The organism is Hymenobacter sp. AT01-02 (genome assembly GCF_000961955.2).
Taxonomy (GTDB): domain Bacteria; phylum Bacteroidota; class Bacteroidia; order Cytophagales; family Hymenobacteraceae; genus Hymenobacter; species Hymenobacter mucosus.
Map to the genome: position 1 here is coordinate 110,499 of NZ_JZIR02000002.1, position 19,870 is coordinate 130,368.

The window sequence follows — 19,870 nt, forward strand, 5'->3', positions numbered from 1 at the left end:
CTAGGCTGGTTGGCATCCTACTAGGTTGCCAGCAGCAAACTGCGCCGACTACGGTGCATTCCGCCGCTACTGAAGAACAAGCGCGGGCGGCCGTCAAGCGTTACTTGCAGGCTCAGCCCAACGCTGCGCTGTACGTGCCCGACTCGGCCAGCGTACTTGAGGTAGAAACACGGTGGCAAATACTGGTGCCGCGCCGAGACTGGGCTGATCGGATGCCCAATCGGGCCGCGTTTGAGGTGGATAAGCTTACCGGAGAAGTGAGCGGCGTGCCTCTGAAATAGCATAGGAGCCAAGACTATTTTGCCGGAGCCCTCCATTTTGTGCAGCTTGCAGGCTAAACGGCCTCGCTGCGTAGCAGCAGCAAGGTCTGTTGCTATCCTTCCACCCGCCATACTTTCTTCGCTCTAGTGAAAGCAGTTATTTTTCCAGGCCAAGGCAGCCAGTTCAGTGGCATGGGCCGCGACTTGTACGAGCAGCACCCTGCCGCCAAGCACTTGATGGACCAAGCCAACGAGCTACTCGGATTCTCGCTCACTGACGTTATGTTCACCGGCTCTGATGAAGATCTGCGCCGTACCGACGTAACGCAGCCGGCTATCTTCTTGCATTCAGTAGCCTTGGCCGCAGTAGTACCTAGCCTCAACCCCGATATGGTGGCAGGTCACTCGTTAGGGGAGTTTTCGGCACTAGTGGCAGCTAAGGTTCTTAAGTTCGAGGACGCCATGCAACTGGTAGCACAGCGCGCCCAAGCTATGCAGGCTGCCTGCCTGGAGCAGCCCGGAACTATGGCCGCCATTTTGGGGCTCGACGATGAAACTACAGCCCGCATCTGTCAGCAAATCAGCCAGGAGGGTAATGTAGTAGTAGCAGCCAACTACAACTGCCCCGGCCAGTTGGTCGTGTCTGGCTCCCAGCGCGGTATTGAGCTGGCTTGTGAGCAACTGAAGGCTGCAGGCGCCAAGCGGGCCCTGCCGCTACCCGTAGGTGGCGCGTTTCACTCTCCACTAATGCAATCGGCCGAGGCCGCGCTGGCACAGGCCATTGCTTCCACCACGTTCTCGGCTGGCATCTGCCCAGTGTATCAGAACGTGGATGCGGCTCCGCACACCGACCCCGATGAAATTCGTGAGAACCTAGTGCGTCAGCTGACGGCTCCGGTACGCTGGACTCAAAGCGTGCAGCGCATGGCTCAGGATGGCGCCACTGAGTTTGTGGAATGCGGCCCCGGCAAAGTGCTACAGGGACTTGTGAAGAAAATTGCACCGGAAGCAGCCGTTAGCTCAGCTGCGGTGTAAACATGCTTTCCTGTGTACAACAAGAAGGCCTCCTGACTGCAGTTCAGGAGGCCTTCTTGTTTTGCTATCAGGTAGGATAATCCTCCGTAACCTGGTGTACTTCTAACGCATCTGTACACGCTGTTAAGAGTTCAGCCACAGTACACCTTAAGGTAGGATGCATTACCTCCGCTCCAATTTCAGTTAATGGGACCAGGGCAAAGCGTCGTTCGGGTAGGCGCGGGTGGGGCACCTGTAGGCGCGGGGTATCTAGTATAAGGTTATCGTACAGCAGAATGTCCACGTCAAGGGTGCGAGCTCCCCACCGAACTAAGCGCTGTCGGCCAGCGAGCTGCTCAGTAGCGAGGCACGCATCCAGCAGCTGCTCGGGGGGCAGGAAAGTGCGTAGTTGCACCGCTTGGTTGAGAAACGCGGGTTGATCTTCGAGGCCCCACGCCGCCGTTTCGTAGAAATGAGACAGCGCCTCGATGGGACCCGCTACGGCGGTGAGATGGCGCACTGCTTCCTGTAGCAGCGCAAACCGGTCGCCTAAGTTGGAGCCAAGCAGCAGGTAGGCAGTAGGCATGATAGAGCTACAGCACGCGCCGTAAGAAGTCGCGGGTTACTTCGGCGGCTTGCTGAGCCTGGGTGGGTAGCGTACTACCCGACCACGGATGGGCACCCCCAAAATTGTGGGTCACGCCGGGGAGGATGGCTAGCTCCGCATCGGGTTTGTGAGTGTGCAGCTCGTGAGCCCGGCCCACGGGTACGGTTTCGTCTTGGTCACCGTGCAGCAGTAGCAGCGGCTGCGAGATTTTGCGGCGTAAGTTGTGCGCAATATCAAGGCGCAGACGGTTCTGCTGGTAGTCTTCCACCATTTGGAAGTAAAGGGGAAGTTGTTGCTTGGTACGGCTATTTTCTACGTGATATACTCCCTGCTGCTGCCAGTGCTGCATGAGCTCCTCCGTCCAGCCCGGGTTCACATTGCTAATAGCGGCCCAGGTTACTACGGCCTTTACACGGGCGTCTTCGGCCGCCTTTAGTAGCACTAAGCCGCCGCCGCGGCTGTGTCCAATCAGGGCCAGCCGGGAAAAATCCGTTTCGCTGTCGGGTAGGGGAGAGGTAGCTTCTAGGCAGTCGAGAAGGGTGCCAATGTCGTTCAATTCCAGGCTGAAGTTATTCTGCCCAAAAGCTTCCAAATCTTCAAGGTCGCCGGTGCCACCCACTACTACCCCGTTGTGGGAGAGGTTCAACTTCACAAACACGAAGCCTTGCTGAGCAAACCATTCGCCCAACAAGTTAAAATGCCCCCAGTCCTTGAAGCCCTTAAACCCATGTACAAATACCACAAGAGGCTTGGGCTGCCCAGTAGGCAGGTAGTGCGCATCGGCGGCAAATGGCCGGGAATGGTGCGAACTGCTGAGTAAGAAATCGAGGTGAACTGGCTGAACTGGCATAGGGGCGAAGGTACGGCTTGAGAGGAGGAGTTTATTGTTCAGTTAGGACTCTGGGCACGTGTTAAGCCACAACCCATCAAACTCCCGCTTTCAACATCTCACCATTTTACCTTTTTCCCCGTATCATTGCAGCGCCCAAAATACCCGCATGACCGTTACGCTGGACCAAATACAGGCTCCTATTGCCGCCGAGATGGAGGAATTTGAAAAGAAATTCCGCCAGTCCATGCAAACGCGGCAACTGCTGCTCGATAAAATCATGGGGTATATTGTGAAGCGCAAGGGTAAGCAGATCCGGCCCATGTTTGTGTTCTTCACGGCCAAAATAAGCGGGGGCGACCCTCTGCCCGAAGCTACGTTTCGGGGCGCGGCCCTCATTGAACTGCTGCACACAGCCACCTTGGTGCACGACGATGTAGTAGACGAGAGCAACTACCGCCGCGGGTTCTTTTCCATCAATGCCCTCTGGAAAAACAAGATTGCCGTGCTTGTGGGCGACTACTTGCTCAGCAAAGGCTTGCTCCTGAGCTTGGAAAATGACGATTACGAGTTGCTCAAAATTGTGAGCAATGCCGTGAAGGAATTGAGTGAGGGTGAACTACTGCAAATTGAAAAAGCGCGCCGCCTCGACATCACGGAGGATGTGTATTTCGATATCATTCGTCAGAAAACGGCTTCGCTGATTGCATCCTGCTGCGCCGTGGGGGCCGCTTCTGCCGGCGCCGACAAGGAAACTATTGAACGGGCCCGCCTCTTCGGCGAAAAGGTAGGGATGGCCTTCCAAATCAAAGACGACTTGTTTGACTTCGGCACGGCTGAAATTGGAAAGCCCGTGGGCATCGACATCAAGGAGAAAAAGATGACCTTGCCCCTGATCTACGCTCTAAGTCAGGCTGATTGGCTGACTAAGCGCCGCGTCATCTACAACGTGAAAAACAACGATGGCCGCAAAGACCGAGTGCAGGCTGTTATCGACTTTGTAAAGCAATCGGGAGGTCTCAACTACGCCATCAAAGTAATGGAACGCTACCGTGACGAGGCATTGCAAGTGCTACGGACTTTCCCTGCTTCTCCTTCCCGCACTTCTCTGGAACAGCTCATCAACTACACAATCGAGCGGGAAAAGTAAAAATTTGCCTACGGGTTAGGCGGTCAACGTCTACTACCAGAAAACAGAACAGGCGCCTCTCAGGCGCCTGTTCTGTTTTCGTAGCCATACACGGTCTATCCGACCGTTGCTGTGTTTATTTTAGTGCTGTACTTGGTAGGATACGCTACCAGGAGCAACTTCCGATACATCAAATTTTACGCCGTCGAAGGTACTCTTTACGGTGATTTCGTGCGTCATTTCACAGCCTGGGCATTTGATTTCTTCTTTCTCAAACTGGCCGTCGTCCTCCATGGAGTTGGCCAGATGATCGGGGGCTGGCACACCAATGGAGTCGGTGAACACTTCGGTATGACACTGATTGCACTCAAACTTCAAGCCTACCGTGTGGCCTTGTAATTCGTCAATGGGGGCAAGGGCATCGGGTTTCTGCTGAATCCACATAGTAAGGGAGGTTGGTTATGGAGAGATAGGGAGAGCGAAGTGATGGGCATGCCTACAAAAAGCAGCGCCCCACTCGGTCTTGTACGAGAAGGGCGCTGCTTTAAGTTACTCCAAGGGTTGCTTACTCGGCAAGAAGCTGGTCAATGGTCTTGTTGAATTCGGCCACTTCCTGCTCGTAGTATTTGCCCGTGCCTGGGCCAGAATAGCCCGTATGAATCTTACGTACCTCACCCTTTTTGTCCAGAAAAATAGTGGTAGGGAAGGCAATAACCTTGGCAAGCTGTGGCAATGACTTGCTGGCTTCGGCCGCCGAGGCCTGGCCCGCCACGGCTAGATCGTAGCCTACCTTCATGCGTTCCTTCATCTTCAGCAGCTTCTGCGACGCTAGCTTCTGGTCGGCCGTACGCTCGTAACCCAGGCCAATGATTTCTACGCCGCGCTGCTTGTTCTTCTCGTACCAAGGAGCCAGGAAGTTGGTTTCGTCCATGCAGTTGGGGCACCAGGAACCCAGAATCTGCACCACTACTACCTTGCCCTTGTATTTTGGGTCAGAAGGGGAGATGCTGCCTCCCTCGTAGATGCTAGGAAACGTAAAGTTGAGCTTTTTCTGGCCAGGTTTCATACCGGTGAGGGCGTTGGCATCAGGCAGTTTGGCGTTCGGGTCGAGGGTAGCCGTCCAGGTTTCGTGACCCGACTTGCCGCTGTAGAAATCACCTTGCAATGTATTGCCCTGCTTTTGAGCAGTGAACAGGAAGCCGTGGCTGCCATCAAAGGTGGAGAGCCTCATGGTGTTTCCATCAACGTTGCCCGCTAGGTACCGGTAGTCGCCAGTGGAGGTGAGGAAAGTGCCGGTTATGTTGCGGTCTTGTTGCTTGAAAACTCCCACGGCTGGATAGGTTTCGCCATCGTCACCCTTAAAGGTTACCTTCCAGGTGCCGTCGAACGACTGGTTTTCCTGACCGGATTTTGCGCCGAATAAGCTGCCGGAGCCTTTCCGCGCCGAAAATGGCACTCGGTAAGGCGTCTTACCATCGTACTTCACCCAGGCGCCCTTCAGGTTGGTTTCTCCGTCGCGATACACTACCAAAGCTGCATCAAATGCGCCGAGGCGAATGGTAGTAGAGTCTCCAACGGTTTTGATTTCGTCCAGCTTCAGGCGCTCTTCGCCATTGCGCAGCGTTACGGCTACGGGCTGGTTGTTATTACCCGTTTCAATGTCAAATAAGAAAGGAATCTCTTGGCCTTGGGCCGAGAGTACACCCCGCCACGGACCAGCGGGCAGGTAGTTAGAGTTTGTGCCGGCGGTTTCACCGGGCGCCGGTTTTTCCGACGAAGCAGAGTTAGACTGACAGGCCACCGCAGCCAGCGCGAGTCCGGCCCCGGCTATGGCCTTGCGAAATGAGAAGGCAACGGGCATAGGGAAATGTAAATGTTAGTTCGGGGCTAAACTACTGCCGGGGACTATTAGTTTAATACCTAGGGATACGAATGTAGCGCCCGTTGTCCACTATCCTAGCCCGCATCCACTCAGAGGCATTTGGAATGATTCTAAATGCTGGCTACCAGGGCCCTCAGCGGCCCGAAAATTTGGGCTACGCAACGACTGGCAACTATATTTGCGTACCTGTCTTACATAGGCATGTTCTCTCCACATTTTTCCCTTTCGCATTATGGCGTTTGACTTAGAAATGATCAAGGCCGTGTACGATGGCATGGGTTCTCGCATTGAGGCCGCCCGTACCGCCGTTGGCCGCCCGCTTACCCTGACTGAAAAAATCCTGTACGCTCACCTGTACGGCGGCTCTGTTTCGCAGGCGTATGAGCGGGGCGTTTCCTACGTCGACTTCGCTCCGGACCGCGTAGCTATGCAGGACGCAACGGCCCAGATGGCCCTGCTCCAGTTTATGCAAGCTGGCAAGCCGCAGGTAGCCGTGCCTAGCACTGTACACTGCGACCACCTGATTCAGGCAAAAGAAGGGGCCGACGAGGATTTGGCCATTGCTAACTCCGAAAACCGCGAGGTATACGACTTCCTGGCTTCGGTTTCCAATAAATACGGCATCGGCTTCTGGAAGCCCGGTGCTGGTATCATTCACCAAGTAGTGCTCGAGAACTACGCCTTCCCCGGCGGAATGATGATCGGCACGGACTCGCATACTCCCAATGCGGGCGGCCTGGGCATGATTGCCATTGGCGTAGGCGGTGCTGATGCCGTAGACGTAATGGCTGGCATGGCTTGGGAACTCAAGTTCCCTAAAGTAATTGGCGTGAAGCTGACTGGTAAGCTTTCGGGCTGGACAGCTCCCAAAGACGTTATCCTGAAAGTAGCTGGCATCCTGACCGTAAAAGGCGGTACGGGTGCTATCGTAGAATACTTCGGTGAAGGTGCCGAGAGCATGTCGTGCACTGGTAAGGCTACCATCTGCAACATGGGTGCTGAAATTGGTGCTACCACGTCGGTATTCAGCTACGACGATAAGATGAGCGACTACCTGCGCGGTACGGAGCGTGCCGAGGTGGCTGCCATGGCCGATGGCGTGCGTCAGCACCTACGCGCCGATGAAGAAGTGTACGCCAACCCCGCGGCTTTCTATGATCAGCTCATCGAAATCAACCTTTCTGAACTAGAGCCCCACGTGAATGGTCCGTTCACGCCGGATGCTGCCTGGCCAATTTCTCAGTTTGCTTCTGCTGTGCGTGAGCATGGCTGGCCCGAGAAGCTAGAGGTAGGCCTGATTGGTTCTTGCACCAACTCTTCGTACGAAGATATTACCCGTGCGGCTTCGGTAGCAGAACAAGCTGTACAGAAAGGCCTGACAGTTAGCGCCGAATTCACCGTAACGCCCGGCTCGGAGCTGGTGCGCTACACCGTGGAGCGTGATGGTTTGCTGGATACCTTCGCCCAAATGGGTGGTGTAGTGCTAGCTAACGCTTGCGGTCCGTGCATCGGGCAGTGGGCTCGTCACACCGACGACCCCAAGCGCCGCAACTCCATCATTACCTCGTTCAACCGCAACTTCGCCAAGCGTAACGACGGCAACCCGAACACCCACGCCTTCGTGGCCTCGCCCGAAATCGTGACGGCTTTCGCCATTGCTGGTGATTTGACCTTCAACCCGCTGGTTGATACGCTGACTACTAAAGACGGTCAACAAGTGAAGCTAGATGAGCCACACGGCTTAGAGATGCCTCCCCAAGGCTACGCAGTAGAAGACGCCGGTTTCCAAGCTCCCGCCGCCGATGGCACGGGTGTACAGGTAATCGTTGATCCTACCTCCGACCGTCTGGAGTTGCTCGACCCCTTCAAGCCATGGGAAGGTACCGATCTGAAAGGTCTGCGCCTGCTCATCAAAGCCCAGGGCAAGTGCACTACCGACCATATCTCCATGGCTGGCCCTTGGTTGAAGTACCGCGGCCACTTGGACAACATCTCCAACAATATGCTTATCGGAGCTATCAACGCCTTTAATGGTGAAGCTAACTCGGTGAAGGATGGCATGACCCAAGGTACACCCTATTCGGCTGTACCGCAGGTAGCTCGTAACTACAAAGCCCAGGGGATTGGGTCAATTGTAGTGGGAGACGAAAACTATGGTGAAGGTTCGTCGCGTGAGCACGCGGCTATGGAGCCCCGCCACTTAGGCGTGCGTGCAATCTTGGTGAAGAGCTTTGCTCGTATCCACGAGACCAACCTGAAGAAGCAGGGTATGCTGGCCCTGACCTTCGCTAACAAGGCCGACTACGACCTGATTGAAGAGGACGACACTTTCGATATCCTAGGCCTGACCGAGTTTGCCCCTGGCAAGCCTCTGCAGATTCGCCTGCACCACGCCGATGGTGATACGGACCTTATCACGGTAAACCACACCTACAACCAAGGTCAGATTGAGTGGTTTAAAGCCGGTTCAGCTCTGAACCTGATTCGCCTGAAGGAGTCTGGTGAAGCGCAATTGTCGCAGAAGTAATTCTGATTCTGAGTAAAACCAAGAGGCCACTTCCCGCAGGAAGTGGCCTCTTGGTTTTATTAGGCTGTAAGATTTATACTGCTAGGCTATTCTGTTCGCTTGGAAGTAAGGGTTCCAGTTTACTACTCTCCGGCAGGTAAGCAACCTACTTAAGTATTTAATCCAGCTCAGGATTTGGATACAATAAGGGCGGTGCGGGCGTGGCCTACTGCCACCCACTCTCGGGCCTACATGCCCAACGACGGGCAGCCTAATGACTCTACATTTGTACTTGAGGTTGATGCGCTAACGCCTTGGGCACGTTCAATCAAGCATCAGCTTACTCTCATAAGGTTGCGCCGTGCGTTGCTCGGTGCTCTTGGGGCTTCTGCACCAAGTAGTAGTAGAGTAGAATAGTGAGGCCGGTAAGAAAAGGCAATAGAGCTAAGTGCTTGCCGGTGATGGTGCCCCACACTCGCACAGTATCGAAGCCTACAAATTCGCTCACCATCCAGTACGAGTTGGCCGTTATCCAGAACACAATGGCAAGATTATGCGCCAACTCAGCCTTGATGTCGCGCGTGCGCCAGGTGATGAGGACCGCAATGAGCAGGGTAGGGAAAATCATGCTGATACCCAGAGGTTTCCAAATCATGCACCAGCCAATATCCTTGAGCAGCCAGAATAGAATGTGCATGTTTTCCATGCGACGGTAGGGCGCGGGGATGCTATAAACCTGATCGGCTGGCTGTTCCATAGAGACGAATGGGGAGCCGCAAAGATAACCAACCTAATACACGCTAAATCTACAAATTAGGGTTTGGGCAAGGAAAATCGTCCGTATGCATAAGCCTATATGGTGTAGTTACGTAAATAGGCATCTTTACTACAACTACACGTTCTAACTTACTCCACACCACATGACAGCTTACGACGAAATCTTCGAAAACAACCGGCAATGGGTGGCCTCTGCCACGCCCGACTTTTTGAAGCGCCTAGCCGCCGATCAGAACCCTGACTACCTCTACATCGGTTGCAGTGACTCCCGCGTGACGGCCGAAGATTTAATGGGAGTAGCCCCTGGCGAAGTATTTGTGCACCGCAACGTTGCCAATCTGGTCAACAATATTGACTTGAATGCCATGTCGGTAATCGAATACGCCGTGGACCACCTCAAAGTGAAGCACATCGTCGTATGCGGGCACTACGGCTGTGGGGGCGTGAAAGCTGCTATGCAGGCTAAAGACCTAGGTATTATGAACCCGTGGCTTCGCAACATTCGGGACGTATACCGCTTGCACCACGTCGAGCTAGATGCTATAGAAGACACCACGGCCCGTTACGACCGCCTAGTCGAGCTGAATGTACAAGAGCAGTGCGTTAATGTCATCAAAACCGCTGTGTTGCAGCAGAGCTACCTGCGCAATGGCTACCCCCAAGTGCACGGATGGGTATTTGATTTGAAAAGTGGCTTGTTAAAGGACTTGAAACTTGATTTCGAGCACATCCTGCACGACATCCAGGCTATTTATGACTTGAGCGAGCAGCCCCTGTTTGGCGAGGCTGACTCTTCGCCCGCCGAGCAAATTGGCAAAGCAAAAGACGAAGCGGACCGGCTACAGGACTCCCTTAAATAAAAGCGGCTGTTTCTGTGGTTAGCAGAAACAGCCGAGGAGCTGCGTAAGAGAGGGCTCAAGTGTGGCTAGTTTAGCCACACTTGAGCCACCGTTTCAAACCGGTGAGGGGCAAAAGCACCATAGGGGCGCTCCGCATAGAAACCCAGTACGTGTACCTGCGGCTGCTTCGTATGAGCATTACGGCGGATTTGCACGGGATATACGCGGCCAGCCTCGGGCCAGTCACCAATATGGTCGGTAGGGCGGTGGCTAGCGTCCACGCATCGGGCATACTGCTGGACGGGAATCGGAACAGGAAGCTTCGTTTTCGACATATCCAAAGATAAGAATATTATCTCTATTTGACTAAAAAATTTGGGAGAATATTACTTGGATTTTGGACCTCTAAACTAGGTTTTAGTGGGGTAAAATAGGTTTTTTAGGCCATCCTAATTTCTCGAAGTAGGGATTAGATATTACGGGAATCAGAATGCATTATTTGCATATTTGCTAAAATAATTAGTAAATATGCACGGCTTGCTTTCTTTCCTTGTATGCGCCTTTCCTATGACATTTCTGTTGCCCTACCTCATTCCAGCTTCCCAACTGCTACCCGCCGAGCTTCCTCTATACGGTTGCCCAATACCCGCAGGCTTTCCCTCGCCCGCCGATGATCATCAAGATGCGCCGTTGGATTTGACGCGCCACTTATTTCGGAATCCGGCCTCTACCTTCCTCGCACGCGTAGTGGGCGACTCCATGGTGGGCAGTAGCATCCACGCCGGAGACTTAATTGCCGTGGATCGGGCTATGGTACCGTGCGATGGTAGTATAGTAGTGGCGGTAGTAGATGGCGAGCACACGGTTAAGCGTCTTCGTCAGCAAGCTGGGCGGCAGTGGCTCGAAGCGGCTAATCCTGCCTATGCGCCCTTAGAGCTTATTCCTGGTAATCCGCTACAGGTCTGGGGCGTGGTAACGCACGTAATACACGCCCTGGAAGGACGCGCCGCTGCGCAAACACTAGGGCAGTGGCGGCGGCGCTAACAGATTGGCGCTACGCATCTTTTCTGGATGGTAGAGCTACAGGTACTACGCAACATACGCCTCAGTCCCAGTTGCCATGTATGCCCTAGTTGATTGCAACAACTTTTACGTGTCCTGCGAGCGGGTTTTTCAGCCCAATTTGGTGGGCAAGCCAGTGGTCGTACTCAGCAACAACGACGGCTGCCTTATTTCACGCTCTGACGAAGCCAAGGCGCTGGGGTTGCGCATGGGTGAGCCGTACTTTAAGGTAAAGCCACTGTTAATTCAGCACAGCGTTACTGCGCTGTCGTCAAACTACGCTCTGTATGGTGATTTGAGCCGGCGGGTTATGCTCGTGTTGAACCAGTTTGCGCCCGAAGTAGAAGTATACTCAATCGACGAGTCATTTCTAAACCTACAGGGGCTGCGCTACCTAGCTTCAGTGCCGACCAACTAGCCCATGAAGTGCGGGCAGCAGTACGAGACCAAGTCGGCATACCCGTATGCGTGGGCGTGGCTCCTACAAAAACCTTGGCCAAACTGGCAAACCGATTGGCACGGCATCAGACAACGGGCATAGTAGTGCTGGATTCTCAGGCAAGTAGGACCGCCGCACTAGAAGCTACGCCTATAGCCGACGTCTGGGGTATTGGGCGCCGATTGGCGCCTAGGCTGTTAGAAGCGGGCGTTACTACTGCTGCTCAGCTGGCGGCTTTACCCGAGTCGTGGGTGCGGCGCCAGCTAGGTGGTGTAGTAGGAGTGCGTTTGTGGCGGGAGTTGCGGGGAGAAGCGTGTTTGACCTGGCACCCTACCGATGACGACACCATGGGCCCCACCCGCCACAGTGTAACGTATACTCGCTCCTTTGGACAGGCACAGCGGACGCAAGTTGTGGTGGCCGAGGCTATAGCAACGTTTACAGCCCGCGCGGCCGAGAAGCTACGTCGCCACGAACTTAGTGCGCACCTCCTTACCGTTTTATTAGGAACAGACCGCTTTGCGGCGCATGCAGGTCCCGCAACGCGTACCACCGTAGAGCACCTAGCTTTCGCTACGCAAGATACCGGCGACTTGCTGCGGGCCGCCCGGCGGGGGCTGACGCAGCTTTACCGCCCCGGTGCCGCGTACGTACGTGCGGGCATCTTGCTGAGCGGTCTGGAACCGCAAGGCCAGCCGCAGCTAGACCTGTTTGGGGCTGCCGATCCGGCCCGTCTTGCTCGGCAGCAACAGCTCATGGCAACCTTAGACAGTCTCAACCGAAAGTTTGGCCGGGAAACGGTACGTTATGCCGCTACTAGTCCCGCAGCGGCAGTATGGGCTGGGCGCAGTGCCTTCCGCACACCCGCCTACACCACCAATTGGGATGATCTTTGGCAAGTGCGAGCCAGCTAGGATCAGGTCCTCCGCTTGGGAAGATTACGGCTGTAAAACAACTCGGTGAGTAACGCTGCCTGCTTCCGTAAGTACTTGTACCAAATATAGACCCGGTGCACGCCCACCCAAATCTACGTCAAGGGTAGGACTGGTAACGTGCTTTGTGAGAATGGTTTGACCTACGGAGGAGAGTACGCGCACAGTAGCCTTCGCCGGCAGCGCTAACCGCACAGAACCAGTGGTGGGGTTGGGGTAGGGAAGTGCCATAGCGCGGAGGGCCGCCGGGCGCACCGGCAATACCCGCTGATACTGACTTTGGGCCGCCTGTGCCGACGCTTGCAACTGCGGTAGTGTAGCAGAAGCCAACACCGCAAAAGCTACCACGGTTGAGTCGCCGGGGGCCAAGCGTGGCAAGGCTGCTCCCACCACCTGCGACACATCGGCGCCGCTAGCACCACCAGCTGTGCTATTGTGCGTGCCACTGCTTAGCGCAAGAAATTTCTCGCGGCGGCTGAAGCCGTCGCCTAAATAAATGGGGGCAGTTGGTTGCGCGTGGTTGCTAAGGGAATAAACGCTAGCTCGGCCTCCTACTAGGTGCTTAACGCCAGTGTACAAGAGCGGCTCAACGGGGTCGTACACGTAGCCTACCCGATTAACGGAGTCCCAAGCAGCCGCATTCCGGCCCGCGTTGGATGGCAGGTCCCAGTCCATAAACAAGCCCGCATACACCGGCTTTAATGTATCAGCGCTGAGGTTCGTGAGATGATACTCCAGGATTACGTAGTCGCGGTGGGGTGCACCGGCCCAGGCGTAAGCCTGTTGTCGCACCCGCATTCCCAAGGTGCGTCCGTTGCTTGCTGTTGGCAGAGAATCTTGGATAGTGCCATACACCTCCTGGCTCGCGCGCATGGGCTGCGTCCGAAAACTAGCCTGCACCAGCGCACGAAAGTCGGTGTTGTTCCCACCGCGCGTGTTGCGGACGTTATCAGAAACGCGAGTAGCAGTGGAAGCGAGAAGCAAGCCGCCTTCAAAAAGCAGAGAAGGACTATCCTTATAGCTTACTCCTTCCCCAATATCGGAGCCTAATCCATCATAAGCTATGTTGCCGCGGCTAGTAAGAGTCAGGTGCAAGTCGTTGGCATCTAGCACTACGTAGCCTGGGTTGAGCAACAGGGTTTCGTATTGGTCTTCCTGATACCCCGTAGCAGCATCCTCTAAATGGTAACGCACTACGGCGCGGGTGTTCAGAGGGGTTCCGCTAGCCACTGTTAGCCGAAAGGGTGTGGCTACGTTGCTGGTGCGTTGCAGGGTAGCAAGAGCCCCGGCCACGAAGCTGCCTTGCTGCACCGTAAGGTAGGACAACAACGACGTAAGCGTGACGGTGAGGCCAGCTACTGGCTGCAACAAGTTCTTGACGTGTGCCACAAGGCGTATAGTATCGCGCGGCTGCCAGGCCGCGCGTGCGGGCTGAAACACGCTGCTTACTACCCGAGCCGAGTGCCGATCGGTGAGAGCTACTGCCCGGTGCACGTTTAGGCGGCCCGAACCGAGTTTGCCCGCGTACGGCTCGTTGCCAGCAAGCTGATAGATGTTATCGGTAGTTTGGCGGAGTTGAGCGGCTACTTGCTCGGCTGTAAACTGAGGAAAGCGCACCCGTACCAAGGCCGCTGCGCCGGCCACCAAGGGAGAAGAAAAGGAGGAGCCTCCTACCGGGTAGTAGTCCGAGTCATTGTTACCAAGGGTAGTTAGAACCTGCTGGCCTGGTGCTGAAAGGTCGATGCGTCGGCTATAAGTGTTGCTGGAACCCTTCAGGTCGTTGGGCTCTAAGGCTGCTACCGAGAGCACGTGGTCGTAGCTGGCTGGGTAGAAGTCTAGCTCGGCGTTGGTGTTGCCGGCGGCGGCTACAACTACCACGTCGTGGTTGACGGCCGCGTAGTTGATTACTTCCTGCTCGAAGCGGGAGCGGCCCCCTACGCCCCCCCACGAAAGATTGATAACCTGGCAGCCGTGGTCGGCAGCGTATACAATGGCCTCGTAGCCCCCAAAGCTGCCCGCAGGTGTACTGGGATAAATTTTCAGAGGTAGAAACCGACAGCTAAACCCTACCCCCGCAATACCCCGACCATTATCGGCGGCGCCAGCGGCACAGCCCGCTACCAAGATACCGTGCACGCTATTAACCTCCCGGGTAGGGTCGTTATCATTATCGGCAAAGTCCCAGCCGTGGTAGTTGTCTACGTAGCCGTCTTTGTCATTGTCCACACCGTCGATGGGGTCGAGGTGGTTGCGCTGAATCTGAGTGGTAAGGTCTTCGTGCGTGAGGCGCGTACCACCGTCCACAATGCCAATTACCATGCTCGTATCGCCCTTCGTAATATCCCAGGCTCGGTACGCCCGGATGTTCTTCAGATGGTACTGACGATACGCCGCGGTAGAATCGGCCAGGGGGTCGTTGGGCTGGTGGAGGGGTTGCCGAGCATAGCGGGGTTCAGCATACTCCACCACGCCGGTCTGCAGCAGTAGGTGGCAGGCTTTGGCGGGTGTAAGGGCTTTGTCATACTCTACTTGGTAGAGCAGGCGCAAATCCACCATATCGGTACGCTTGGGATTAGGCGCTGAGGCCCGCGGGAACTTTTGCACTACCGCCGTGGCACCTATGCGGTGCAGGGCAGCCTGCAATGTTGGCACTGCTACGTCATTGGCACTCGCAACGGATGCATACCCCCGCTTCAGCCGAAAAATTAGCCGCCCAGGTTCTACCGTAGTGCCCAGAGTAGCCGAAGGCGCAAGCTGAGCTTTGGTAGAAGTAGTGTGCAGCATGACTGCCAGTAAGCACAAGAGTAAAAAGCGGGGTAGCGGTAGCATCATAAAAGGAAAATATCACGGAAGATATCCAGCTACGTAAATTTAACTATTCTGAGTTTGGTAAAAGCTAAAATTTCGGCAAAAGGGTAGTATGTCTGGGTCAGTAGCCGATTATTCGTGAACAAGGCTAAGGAGCCTGGAGTAAAAAATAACAAGGGCTCCATGCACAGCATGGAGCCCTTGTTATATGGCTAACTAAAGAAATAAGCCTATTTTGGCTTGCTGTACTTATATCTTTTAGGGGCATTTACCATGCGGAACTTATGGGGGTCCCTGGCATTCATGTCTAGGCCCAAACCAATGGGGCTACGATTTTTCTTAAAACTGGATTTATCGTTGTGTCGCTTGGTAGATTCCGTGGCACCGGTTGAGTAGCGGCGGGGGCGCTCCATAAGTTGATCTTCGCCGGAGCAGGAGGCGCCTGCCAGCAGAAGCGCGAAAGCTGAAAATGGTAGCAAGAGTTTCATAGTAGTACTGCAAAAGGTGGGTAGAACTGCGCTGAGCTTCTAAAGCGGAGCTACTTGCCTGTGTACTAAGGTGAACCCGAAAAGGATTCAGAAACTGCTATAAACTTCTTATTCTACAAACTCATCAACTCCCGGAATCGGACTGACTGCTGGCGCGAGACTTCCACCTCAGGCCCATCGCGCAGCTGAATCTTGAGCGTATTGCTAAACCAGGGTTCAATACCGGCAATCCATTTCAGGTTGATAATCTGTTGGCGGTTGGCTCGGAAGAATACGCGCGGGTCGAGGCGCTGCTCCAAGTGCTGCAACGTGCGCGGAACCAACGGCCGGTATTGGTTGAAGTACACCTGAGTGTAGCTGCCGTTTATTTCGAATAGCTTAATGTCGGCTAGGCGCACAAACCAGCACTTTTCGCCTTCCTTCACAAACACCTGATCCTGCTCGGATAGTAACGTGGGAGGGGCCTCATCCGCTACGGGCGTAACGGTTGCTGGCTCGGGTAGTAGAGAAGGAGCCAACTGAGCGCGGGCTTTTTCCAGAGCTGCGGCCAGGCGATTTTCCTGCACTGGTTTGAGCAAGTAGTCAAGAGCGTTTACTTCGAAAGCACGCAGGGCATATTCATCGTAGGCCGTAGTAAAAATGACGTGCGGCGCTACTTCCAAGGAGGCCAGCAGCTCGAACCCACTCTGCCCCGGCATGTGAATATCTAGAAACAGCAGATCGGGGCGTAGCTCCGGTATGCGGCTGCGGGCTTCTTCGGCGTGGCGCGCTTCGCCTGCAATATGTACGTCTGGGTGTGCCTGGAGCAGGTGGCGCAGTTCGGTGCGGGCTAAGCGCGAGTCGTCAACGAGTAAGACGTTCATCAACCTAATAATAACTAACGGTAAGCGGAAAGAGCAGCGGGTAGGGCAGGGGCGGGAATATGGGCGGCTACGGGCAGATGCAAAGTGGCTTGCACAGTGTCAGGGTCCTGCGGATCATTGTCGATGTGCAGCGTAGCGGCAGCGCCGTGCAGAAGCGCCAGCCGCTCGCGGGCATTGCGCAGGCCTACCCCTTCGTGGCCAAGCTTAGGCTGGTAGTGGCCGGTGTTGCGCACCACAATGTGCAGCTGTTCGCCGGCCGCGTTCGGCTGGGCCGTGAGCTGAATGTAACCACCGGCTGGGCGCGGTGCAATGCCGTGCTTAATGGCATTTTCCACTAGCAGTTGCAGGGTCATGGGCGGAATAAGTACTGGCAGGGCCGCTGGGTCTACATCGAGCGAATAAGAAAGGCGTTCTTCCAGTTGAAGTGCTTCTAGCTGGAGGTAGTGCTCCACAATTTCTAACTCCCGACTCAGGGGAACCCGCTCAGCGCTGTTTAGCTGAATGGAGTAGCGAAGCAAGTCGGAGAGGTGAGTTATCATGTCGCGGGCGCGGCTTGGGTCTTCCATCACCAGCGCCCTGATGTTGTTGAGCCCATTGAACATAAAGTGCGGATTGATTTGGGCCTTAAGGGTACGCATCTCCGCTTCCTGCACCGCCGCGGCCAGCTTCCACTTGTCTACTTCGGCCTGCTTGTAGCTGCGCAGGTAGTGCCAGCCGAAGTAGAAGCCCTCCCACAGCCACAGTACAAAATTTACGTTCAGGGTGTAACCAATAAACTCGGCCCAGCCGTGGGGCTTGCCGTCGCCGGAGGGTTTTATTACCCAAACCAGCAGGGCCCAGATAATAACTTGGCTGCCCACCGACAATATCAGGTTGGTAATCAACAACCGGCCCAGTAAGGGCAGTGGAGGTAGCTGCTCCCACTCATTGGCCCGAATGAGGTAGCGCAGCCAGTGGCTCATGCCCATCATGGGCACCACAACGGTAGCAACAAGCAGCAAGTGTTCAGCAGGAGGCCGGCCCGACCCGGACGTGACAGCCAGCATAAAGCCGGCATACAGTAGCCAGCCTACTAGTTGCACCCGCCAGTACAGGCGGCTTGGGGCGGGCACGGAGGCGTAAAGAGCCATACGAGAGCAGACTAAGGAAATAAGCGGAGGCAATACTAGTCCACGGCAGCCGAATAGGCCTTCTTTTGGCGGTGGTAATATAAAAGGAGCAACGCGCCCAGCACTAGTAGTGCACAAACTATAAATACCGGAATCAGATACAGGGTAGATCCTGTGGTGCGCAGGCCCAGCACTAAGCAGCCAACCGAGATAACGCCCGCCATAATGGCAAAGGGAGGTGCATTGTAGAACCACGCATACGGGAAAAAGTGGGCCCCGGTGATAATGCCGTAGGTCATGATAAAGTACTGTGGGTGCTTGCTATAGATAAAGATCAAAAAGGGGAAATAGAAGAGCTGGGCAAAGTTCAGCCACAGGCCCAGGGGCTGCAGCGGGTTGTGGGGAAGCACCCAGGTAGTGCGAAAAACTTTGGACAGCACCCAAGCCAGGGGCAGCGTTGCGGCGCCCACGAAGAACGTGATGAACCCGTTGCGGGCCGGTGAGTTCGGAAGCGTCCAAACCAGCGCAATGGCGGTCCAAACCAAGCTGGCGGATACAATAAAATCAAGTCCGTTTTTGGCCTTCACGGATAGTTCGAGGCGGAGGGTGGCGAAGTCCTGGGGTAGAGGCATGACTAGCGGTAGCTGGCTTTCTTCTGGCAAGGGAAAGGAATGATACGATGGGGCGCAGTGCGGTAAGCGGTAGTTCCTCCGGGGGAAGATGGCCCGGAAGAACTACATGTCTTATTTCTTCGCCACGGTGTATTGCTGCAGAAAAGCATCCGTGTTAGCAAAAAACCACTGCGTGTCATCCCACATCAGGAAGTGGCGACCAGCCTCCGACATTTCGATGCGGTGCTGGGGTAGTTTGGCGTACTGCTGCGCAAAAATGGCCTTGGTGCTTTCCTTAGTCGAGCCGTACGCTTTGTAAGATGCCCAAGCCCCTAGCACCAGCACCGGCTGCTGAATACGGCTGATGTCTTGGCGCAGATCGGTGGTGTAGAGGTCGTACATGGCCTGCCCAACGGTAGCCGGGTCTGATGCCTGCGACCAGCGGGTAGCTTGGCTGATGCGAGCGGTATCCGTCATCAGAGAAGCCGACATTTGGCGGGCAACCGCAACGGGCATCTTTCCGTGGCCTACTTGCTGGCGCATGCCCTCCGCCATGGGTTTTGCCTGCTCGGCGGTTAAAGTAGGGTTTTGCACGGCCGCCAGGAAAGGCAACGAGTCCACGATTACCAGGGGGCCAACCGCCCCGGGTTGGGTAGTGCTCATCCATAAGCCCAAGAAGCCGCCCAGGCTGTGGCCTACTACTACGGGCTTCGTGAGCTGCTGCGTTTTGATGTAGCTAAGCAGTTGGTCGCGCACTTGCTGCAAAAACTGCTGGGTAGTGGCCGGTGCAGCCGATCCACCAAACCCCGCCAGCGACACTACGTGGCATTGGTACTGCTTTTGGTACCGGGCTACCGTTTCGTCCCACACGGCACCAGGACAGGTCAGGCCGGGAATCAGCAGCATGGGATGGCCTTTGCCTACTACCTGCACCGTGAAGAGTGGGTGGGCAGTGGGGGTGCTGGCGGCAACTGCTGGCTGAGTAGCCACTGCGGCGGAAGCAGAAACGGTAGCGCCGGTGAGCAGCAGAGCAGTACAGAATGCGCGGAGAGTGGAGGTTACGTTCATCGGAGTAGGGTAGAGGTTGGGGTGAATGATGAATCAAACCTAGCATCCCACTACCCTAAGCAAAACCACTTTTCAGGGAACGGTAAATTCGCCGGCCGAACTGTCGTAACCTCCTCCCGACTGGTAGCCCCACCGTGGCGGCCGGCAACGAAAAAGCCCGGCCAGTGGCCGGGCTCATGCAATCAGGAACAACAACTCAATGGCAACCCGGTGCACGGGCAAGTACTACTGAGTATGTGCGAAGGAGCTAGATGATGTTGCGTAAATCGTTGCGCAGGTTCTCAATGCCGTGCCAAATCTCGCCCCAGGTGCTGCGGTCCGAATCGGAGGAGTCGGTTTTAGAATCGCTCGATTCGCTGAGGCGGGCGGCCAGCTTGGACCGCTTCACTTCCAAGGCGGCCGCGTGCTGAAGGTAGGTGTTATGAGAAGCCGCAGTGGTAGCGTTGGCGCGGTTATGTAAGGTCTGAATCTTTGCGTCCAGTTCCTCCAGTGCTTGGCGCAAGGAGTCGGCAGATAAGTGTTCTGGCACGCGAACGTGCTCGGGGGAAGGCGTAGTAGACATAGCGGGCAGCGGAAAGATGGTGGAGGAGGGCAGCTGCGAAGCATGCGCTGCTGCTCTGGTAGAATACTGCTTTCGGGCGGGAAAG

General features: G+C 55.4%; 20 protein-coding genes. 8 read left to right on the top strand and 12 right to left on the bottom strand.

What is annotated here, in order from left to right; translation table 11 throughout:
• Positions 1-53 precede the first annotated feature (53 nt).
• Both VI25_RS00805 and fabD read left to right on the top strand, forming a co-directional pair.
• A complete protein-coding gene (locus tag VI25_RS00805) occupies positions 54-281 on the top strand; it encodes a hypothetical protein (protein WP_045687777.1) in 228 nt (75 codons plus the stop codon).
• Positions 282-407: 126 nt separating this feature from the next.
• Positions 408-1,295: an ACP S-malonyltransferase gene (fabD, locus tag VI25_RS00810; RefSeq protein ID WP_045687776.1), complete on the top strand. Its 888-nt coding sequence runs from the start codon at positions 408-410 to the stop codon at positions 1,293-1,295.
• Positions 1,296-1,362: 67 nt separating this feature from the next.
• Here the strand turns inward: fabD and folK are convergent, their stop codons facing one another.
• Together folK and VI25_RS00820 are read right to left on the bottom strand one after the other, a co-directional pair.
• On the bottom strand, positions 1,363-1,860 hold the full coding sequence (folK, locus tag VI25_RS00815; protein WP_045687775.1) for a 2-amino-4-hydroxy-6-hydroxymethyldihydropteridine diphosphokinase: 498 nt from the start codon (positions 1,858-1,860) through the stop codon (positions 1,363-1,365).
• 7 nt (positions 1,861-1,867) lie between these two features.
• Positions 1,868-2,731, bottom strand: coding sequence for an alpha/beta hydrolase family protein (locus VI25_RS00820; protein WP_045687774.1), 864 nt, complete (start codon positions 2,729-2,731; stop codon positions 1,868-1,870).
• Between the two features lie 148 nt (positions 2,732-2,879).
• On the opposite strand from VI25_RS00820, the gene VI25_RS00825 reads away from it, so the two are divergent.
• Complete coding sequence (locus VI25_RS00825) at positions 2,880-3,860, top strand: polyprenyl synthetase family protein (protein WP_045687773.1); 981 nt, start codon at positions 2,880-2,882, stop codon at positions 3,858-3,860.
• Between the two features lie 120 nt (positions 3,861-3,980).
• Here the strand turns inward: VI25_RS00825 and VI25_RS00830 are convergent, their stop codons facing one another.
• Positions 3,981-4,283: a hypothetical protein gene (locus VI25_RS00830; protein WP_045687772.1), complete on the bottom strand. Its 303-nt coding sequence runs from the start codon at positions 4,281-4,283 to the stop codon at positions 3,981-3,983.
• A 121-nt stretch (positions 4,284-4,404) separates the two neighbouring features.
• A complete protein-coding gene (locus VI25_RS00835) occupies positions 4,405-5,700 on the bottom strand; it encodes a peroxiredoxin family protein (protein WP_082455337.1) in 1,296 nt (431 codons plus the stop codon).
• Between the two features lie 253 nt (positions 5,701-5,953).
• Between VI25_RS00835 and VI25_RS00840 the strand changes: the two genes are divergently transcribed.
• Positions 5,954-8,248 (top strand): aconitate hydratase, encoded by a 2,295-nt coding sequence (locus VI25_RS00840; RefSeq protein WP_045687771.1) that lies wholly within the window; start codon positions 5,954-5,956, stop codon positions 8,246-8,248.
• A gap of 325 nt (positions 8,249-8,573) precedes the next feature.
• On the opposite strand, the gene VI25_RS00845 is transcribed toward VI25_RS00840, so the two are convergent.
• Entirely contained in the window at positions 8,574-8,984 is a 411-nt protein-coding gene (locus VI25_RS00845) for a hypothetical protein (RefSeq protein WP_201783245.1), read from the bottom strand.
• Positions 8,985-9,147: 163 nt separating this feature from the next.
• On the opposite strand from VI25_RS00845, the gene VI25_RS00850 reads away from it, so the two are divergent.
• Positions 9,148-9,864 (top strand): carbonic anhydrase, encoded by a 717-nt coding sequence (locus VI25_RS00850; RefSeq protein ID WP_045687770.1) that lies wholly within the window; start codon positions 9,148-9,150, stop codon positions 9,862-9,864.
• A gap of 65 nt (positions 9,865-9,929) precedes the next feature.
• Here the strand turns inward: VI25_RS00850 and VI25_RS00855 are convergent, their stop codons facing one another.
• The gene (locus VI25_RS00855; RefSeq protein WP_055562169.1) at positions 9,930-10,178 is read right to left on the bottom strand and encodes a hypothetical protein; all 249 of its coding nucleotides are present in this window, start codon (positions 10,176-10,178) and stop codon (positions 9,930-9,932) included.
• 232 nt (positions 10,179-10,410) lie between these two features.
• Between VI25_RS00855 and VI25_RS00860 the strand changes: the two genes are divergently transcribed.
• From VI25_RS00860 to VI25_RS00865, 3 genes are all read left to right on the top strand, one after another.
• Positions 10,411-10,887, top strand: a complete 477-nt coding sequence (locus tag VI25_RS00860) for a LexA family protein (protein WP_045687792.1) — start codon at positions 10,411-10,413, stop codon at positions 10,885-10,887.
• 76 nt (positions 10,888-10,963) lie between these two features.
• Entirely contained in the window at positions 10,964-11,323 is a 360-nt protein-coding gene (locus VI25_RS26255; RefSeq protein ID WP_262489891.1) for a hypothetical protein, read from the top strand.
• Between the two features lie 56 nt (positions 11,324-11,379).
• Positions 11,380-12,258 (top strand): DUF4113 domain-containing protein, encoded by an 879-nt coding sequence (locus VI25_RS00865; protein ID WP_236704822.1) that lies wholly within the window; start codon positions 11,380-11,382, stop codon positions 12,256-12,258.
• Between the two features lie 24 nt (positions 12,259-12,282).
• Here the strand turns inward: VI25_RS00865 and VI25_RS00870 are convergent, their stop codons facing one another.
• The 6 genes from VI25_RS00870 to VI25_RS00900 form a co-directional block, all read right to left on the bottom strand.
• Positions 12,283-15,060, bottom strand: a complete 2,778-nt coding sequence (locus tag VI25_RS00870) for a S8 family peptidase (protein ID WP_052695067.1) — start codon at positions 15,058-15,060, stop codon at positions 12,283-12,285.
• A 625-nt stretch (positions 15,061-15,685) separates the two neighbouring features.
• Positions 15,686-16,435: a LytR/AlgR family response regulator transcription factor gene (locus VI25_RS00880; protein WP_045687766.1), complete on the bottom strand. Its 750-nt coding sequence runs from the start codon at positions 16,433-16,435 to the stop codon at positions 15,686-15,688.
• A 14-nt stretch (positions 16,436-16,449) separates the two neighbouring features.
• Positions 16,450-17,565, bottom strand: a complete 1,116-nt coding sequence (locus VI25_RS00885) for a sensor histidine kinase (RefSeq protein ID WP_052695066.1) — start codon at positions 17,563-17,565, stop codon at positions 16,450-16,452.
• A gap of 35 nt (positions 17,566-17,600) precedes the next feature.
• The gene (locus VI25_RS00890; protein WP_045687789.1) at positions 17,601-18,176 is read right to left on the bottom strand and encodes a DUF7010 family protein; all 576 of its coding nucleotides are present in this window, start codon (positions 18,174-18,176) and stop codon (positions 17,601-17,603) included.
• A 111-nt stretch (positions 18,177-18,287) separates the two neighbouring features.
• Positions 18,288-19,223, bottom strand: a complete 936-nt coding sequence (locus VI25_RS00895; protein WP_045687765.1) for an alpha/beta fold hydrolase — start codon at positions 19,221-19,223, stop codon at positions 18,288-18,290.
• A gap of 247 nt (positions 19,224-19,470) precedes the next feature.
• Positions 19,471-19,785, bottom strand: coding sequence for a hypothetical protein (locus VI25_RS00900; RefSeq protein WP_045687764.1), 315 nt, complete (start codon positions 19,783-19,785; stop codon positions 19,471-19,473).
• Between the last annotated feature and the right edge of the window lie 85 nt (positions 19,786-19,870).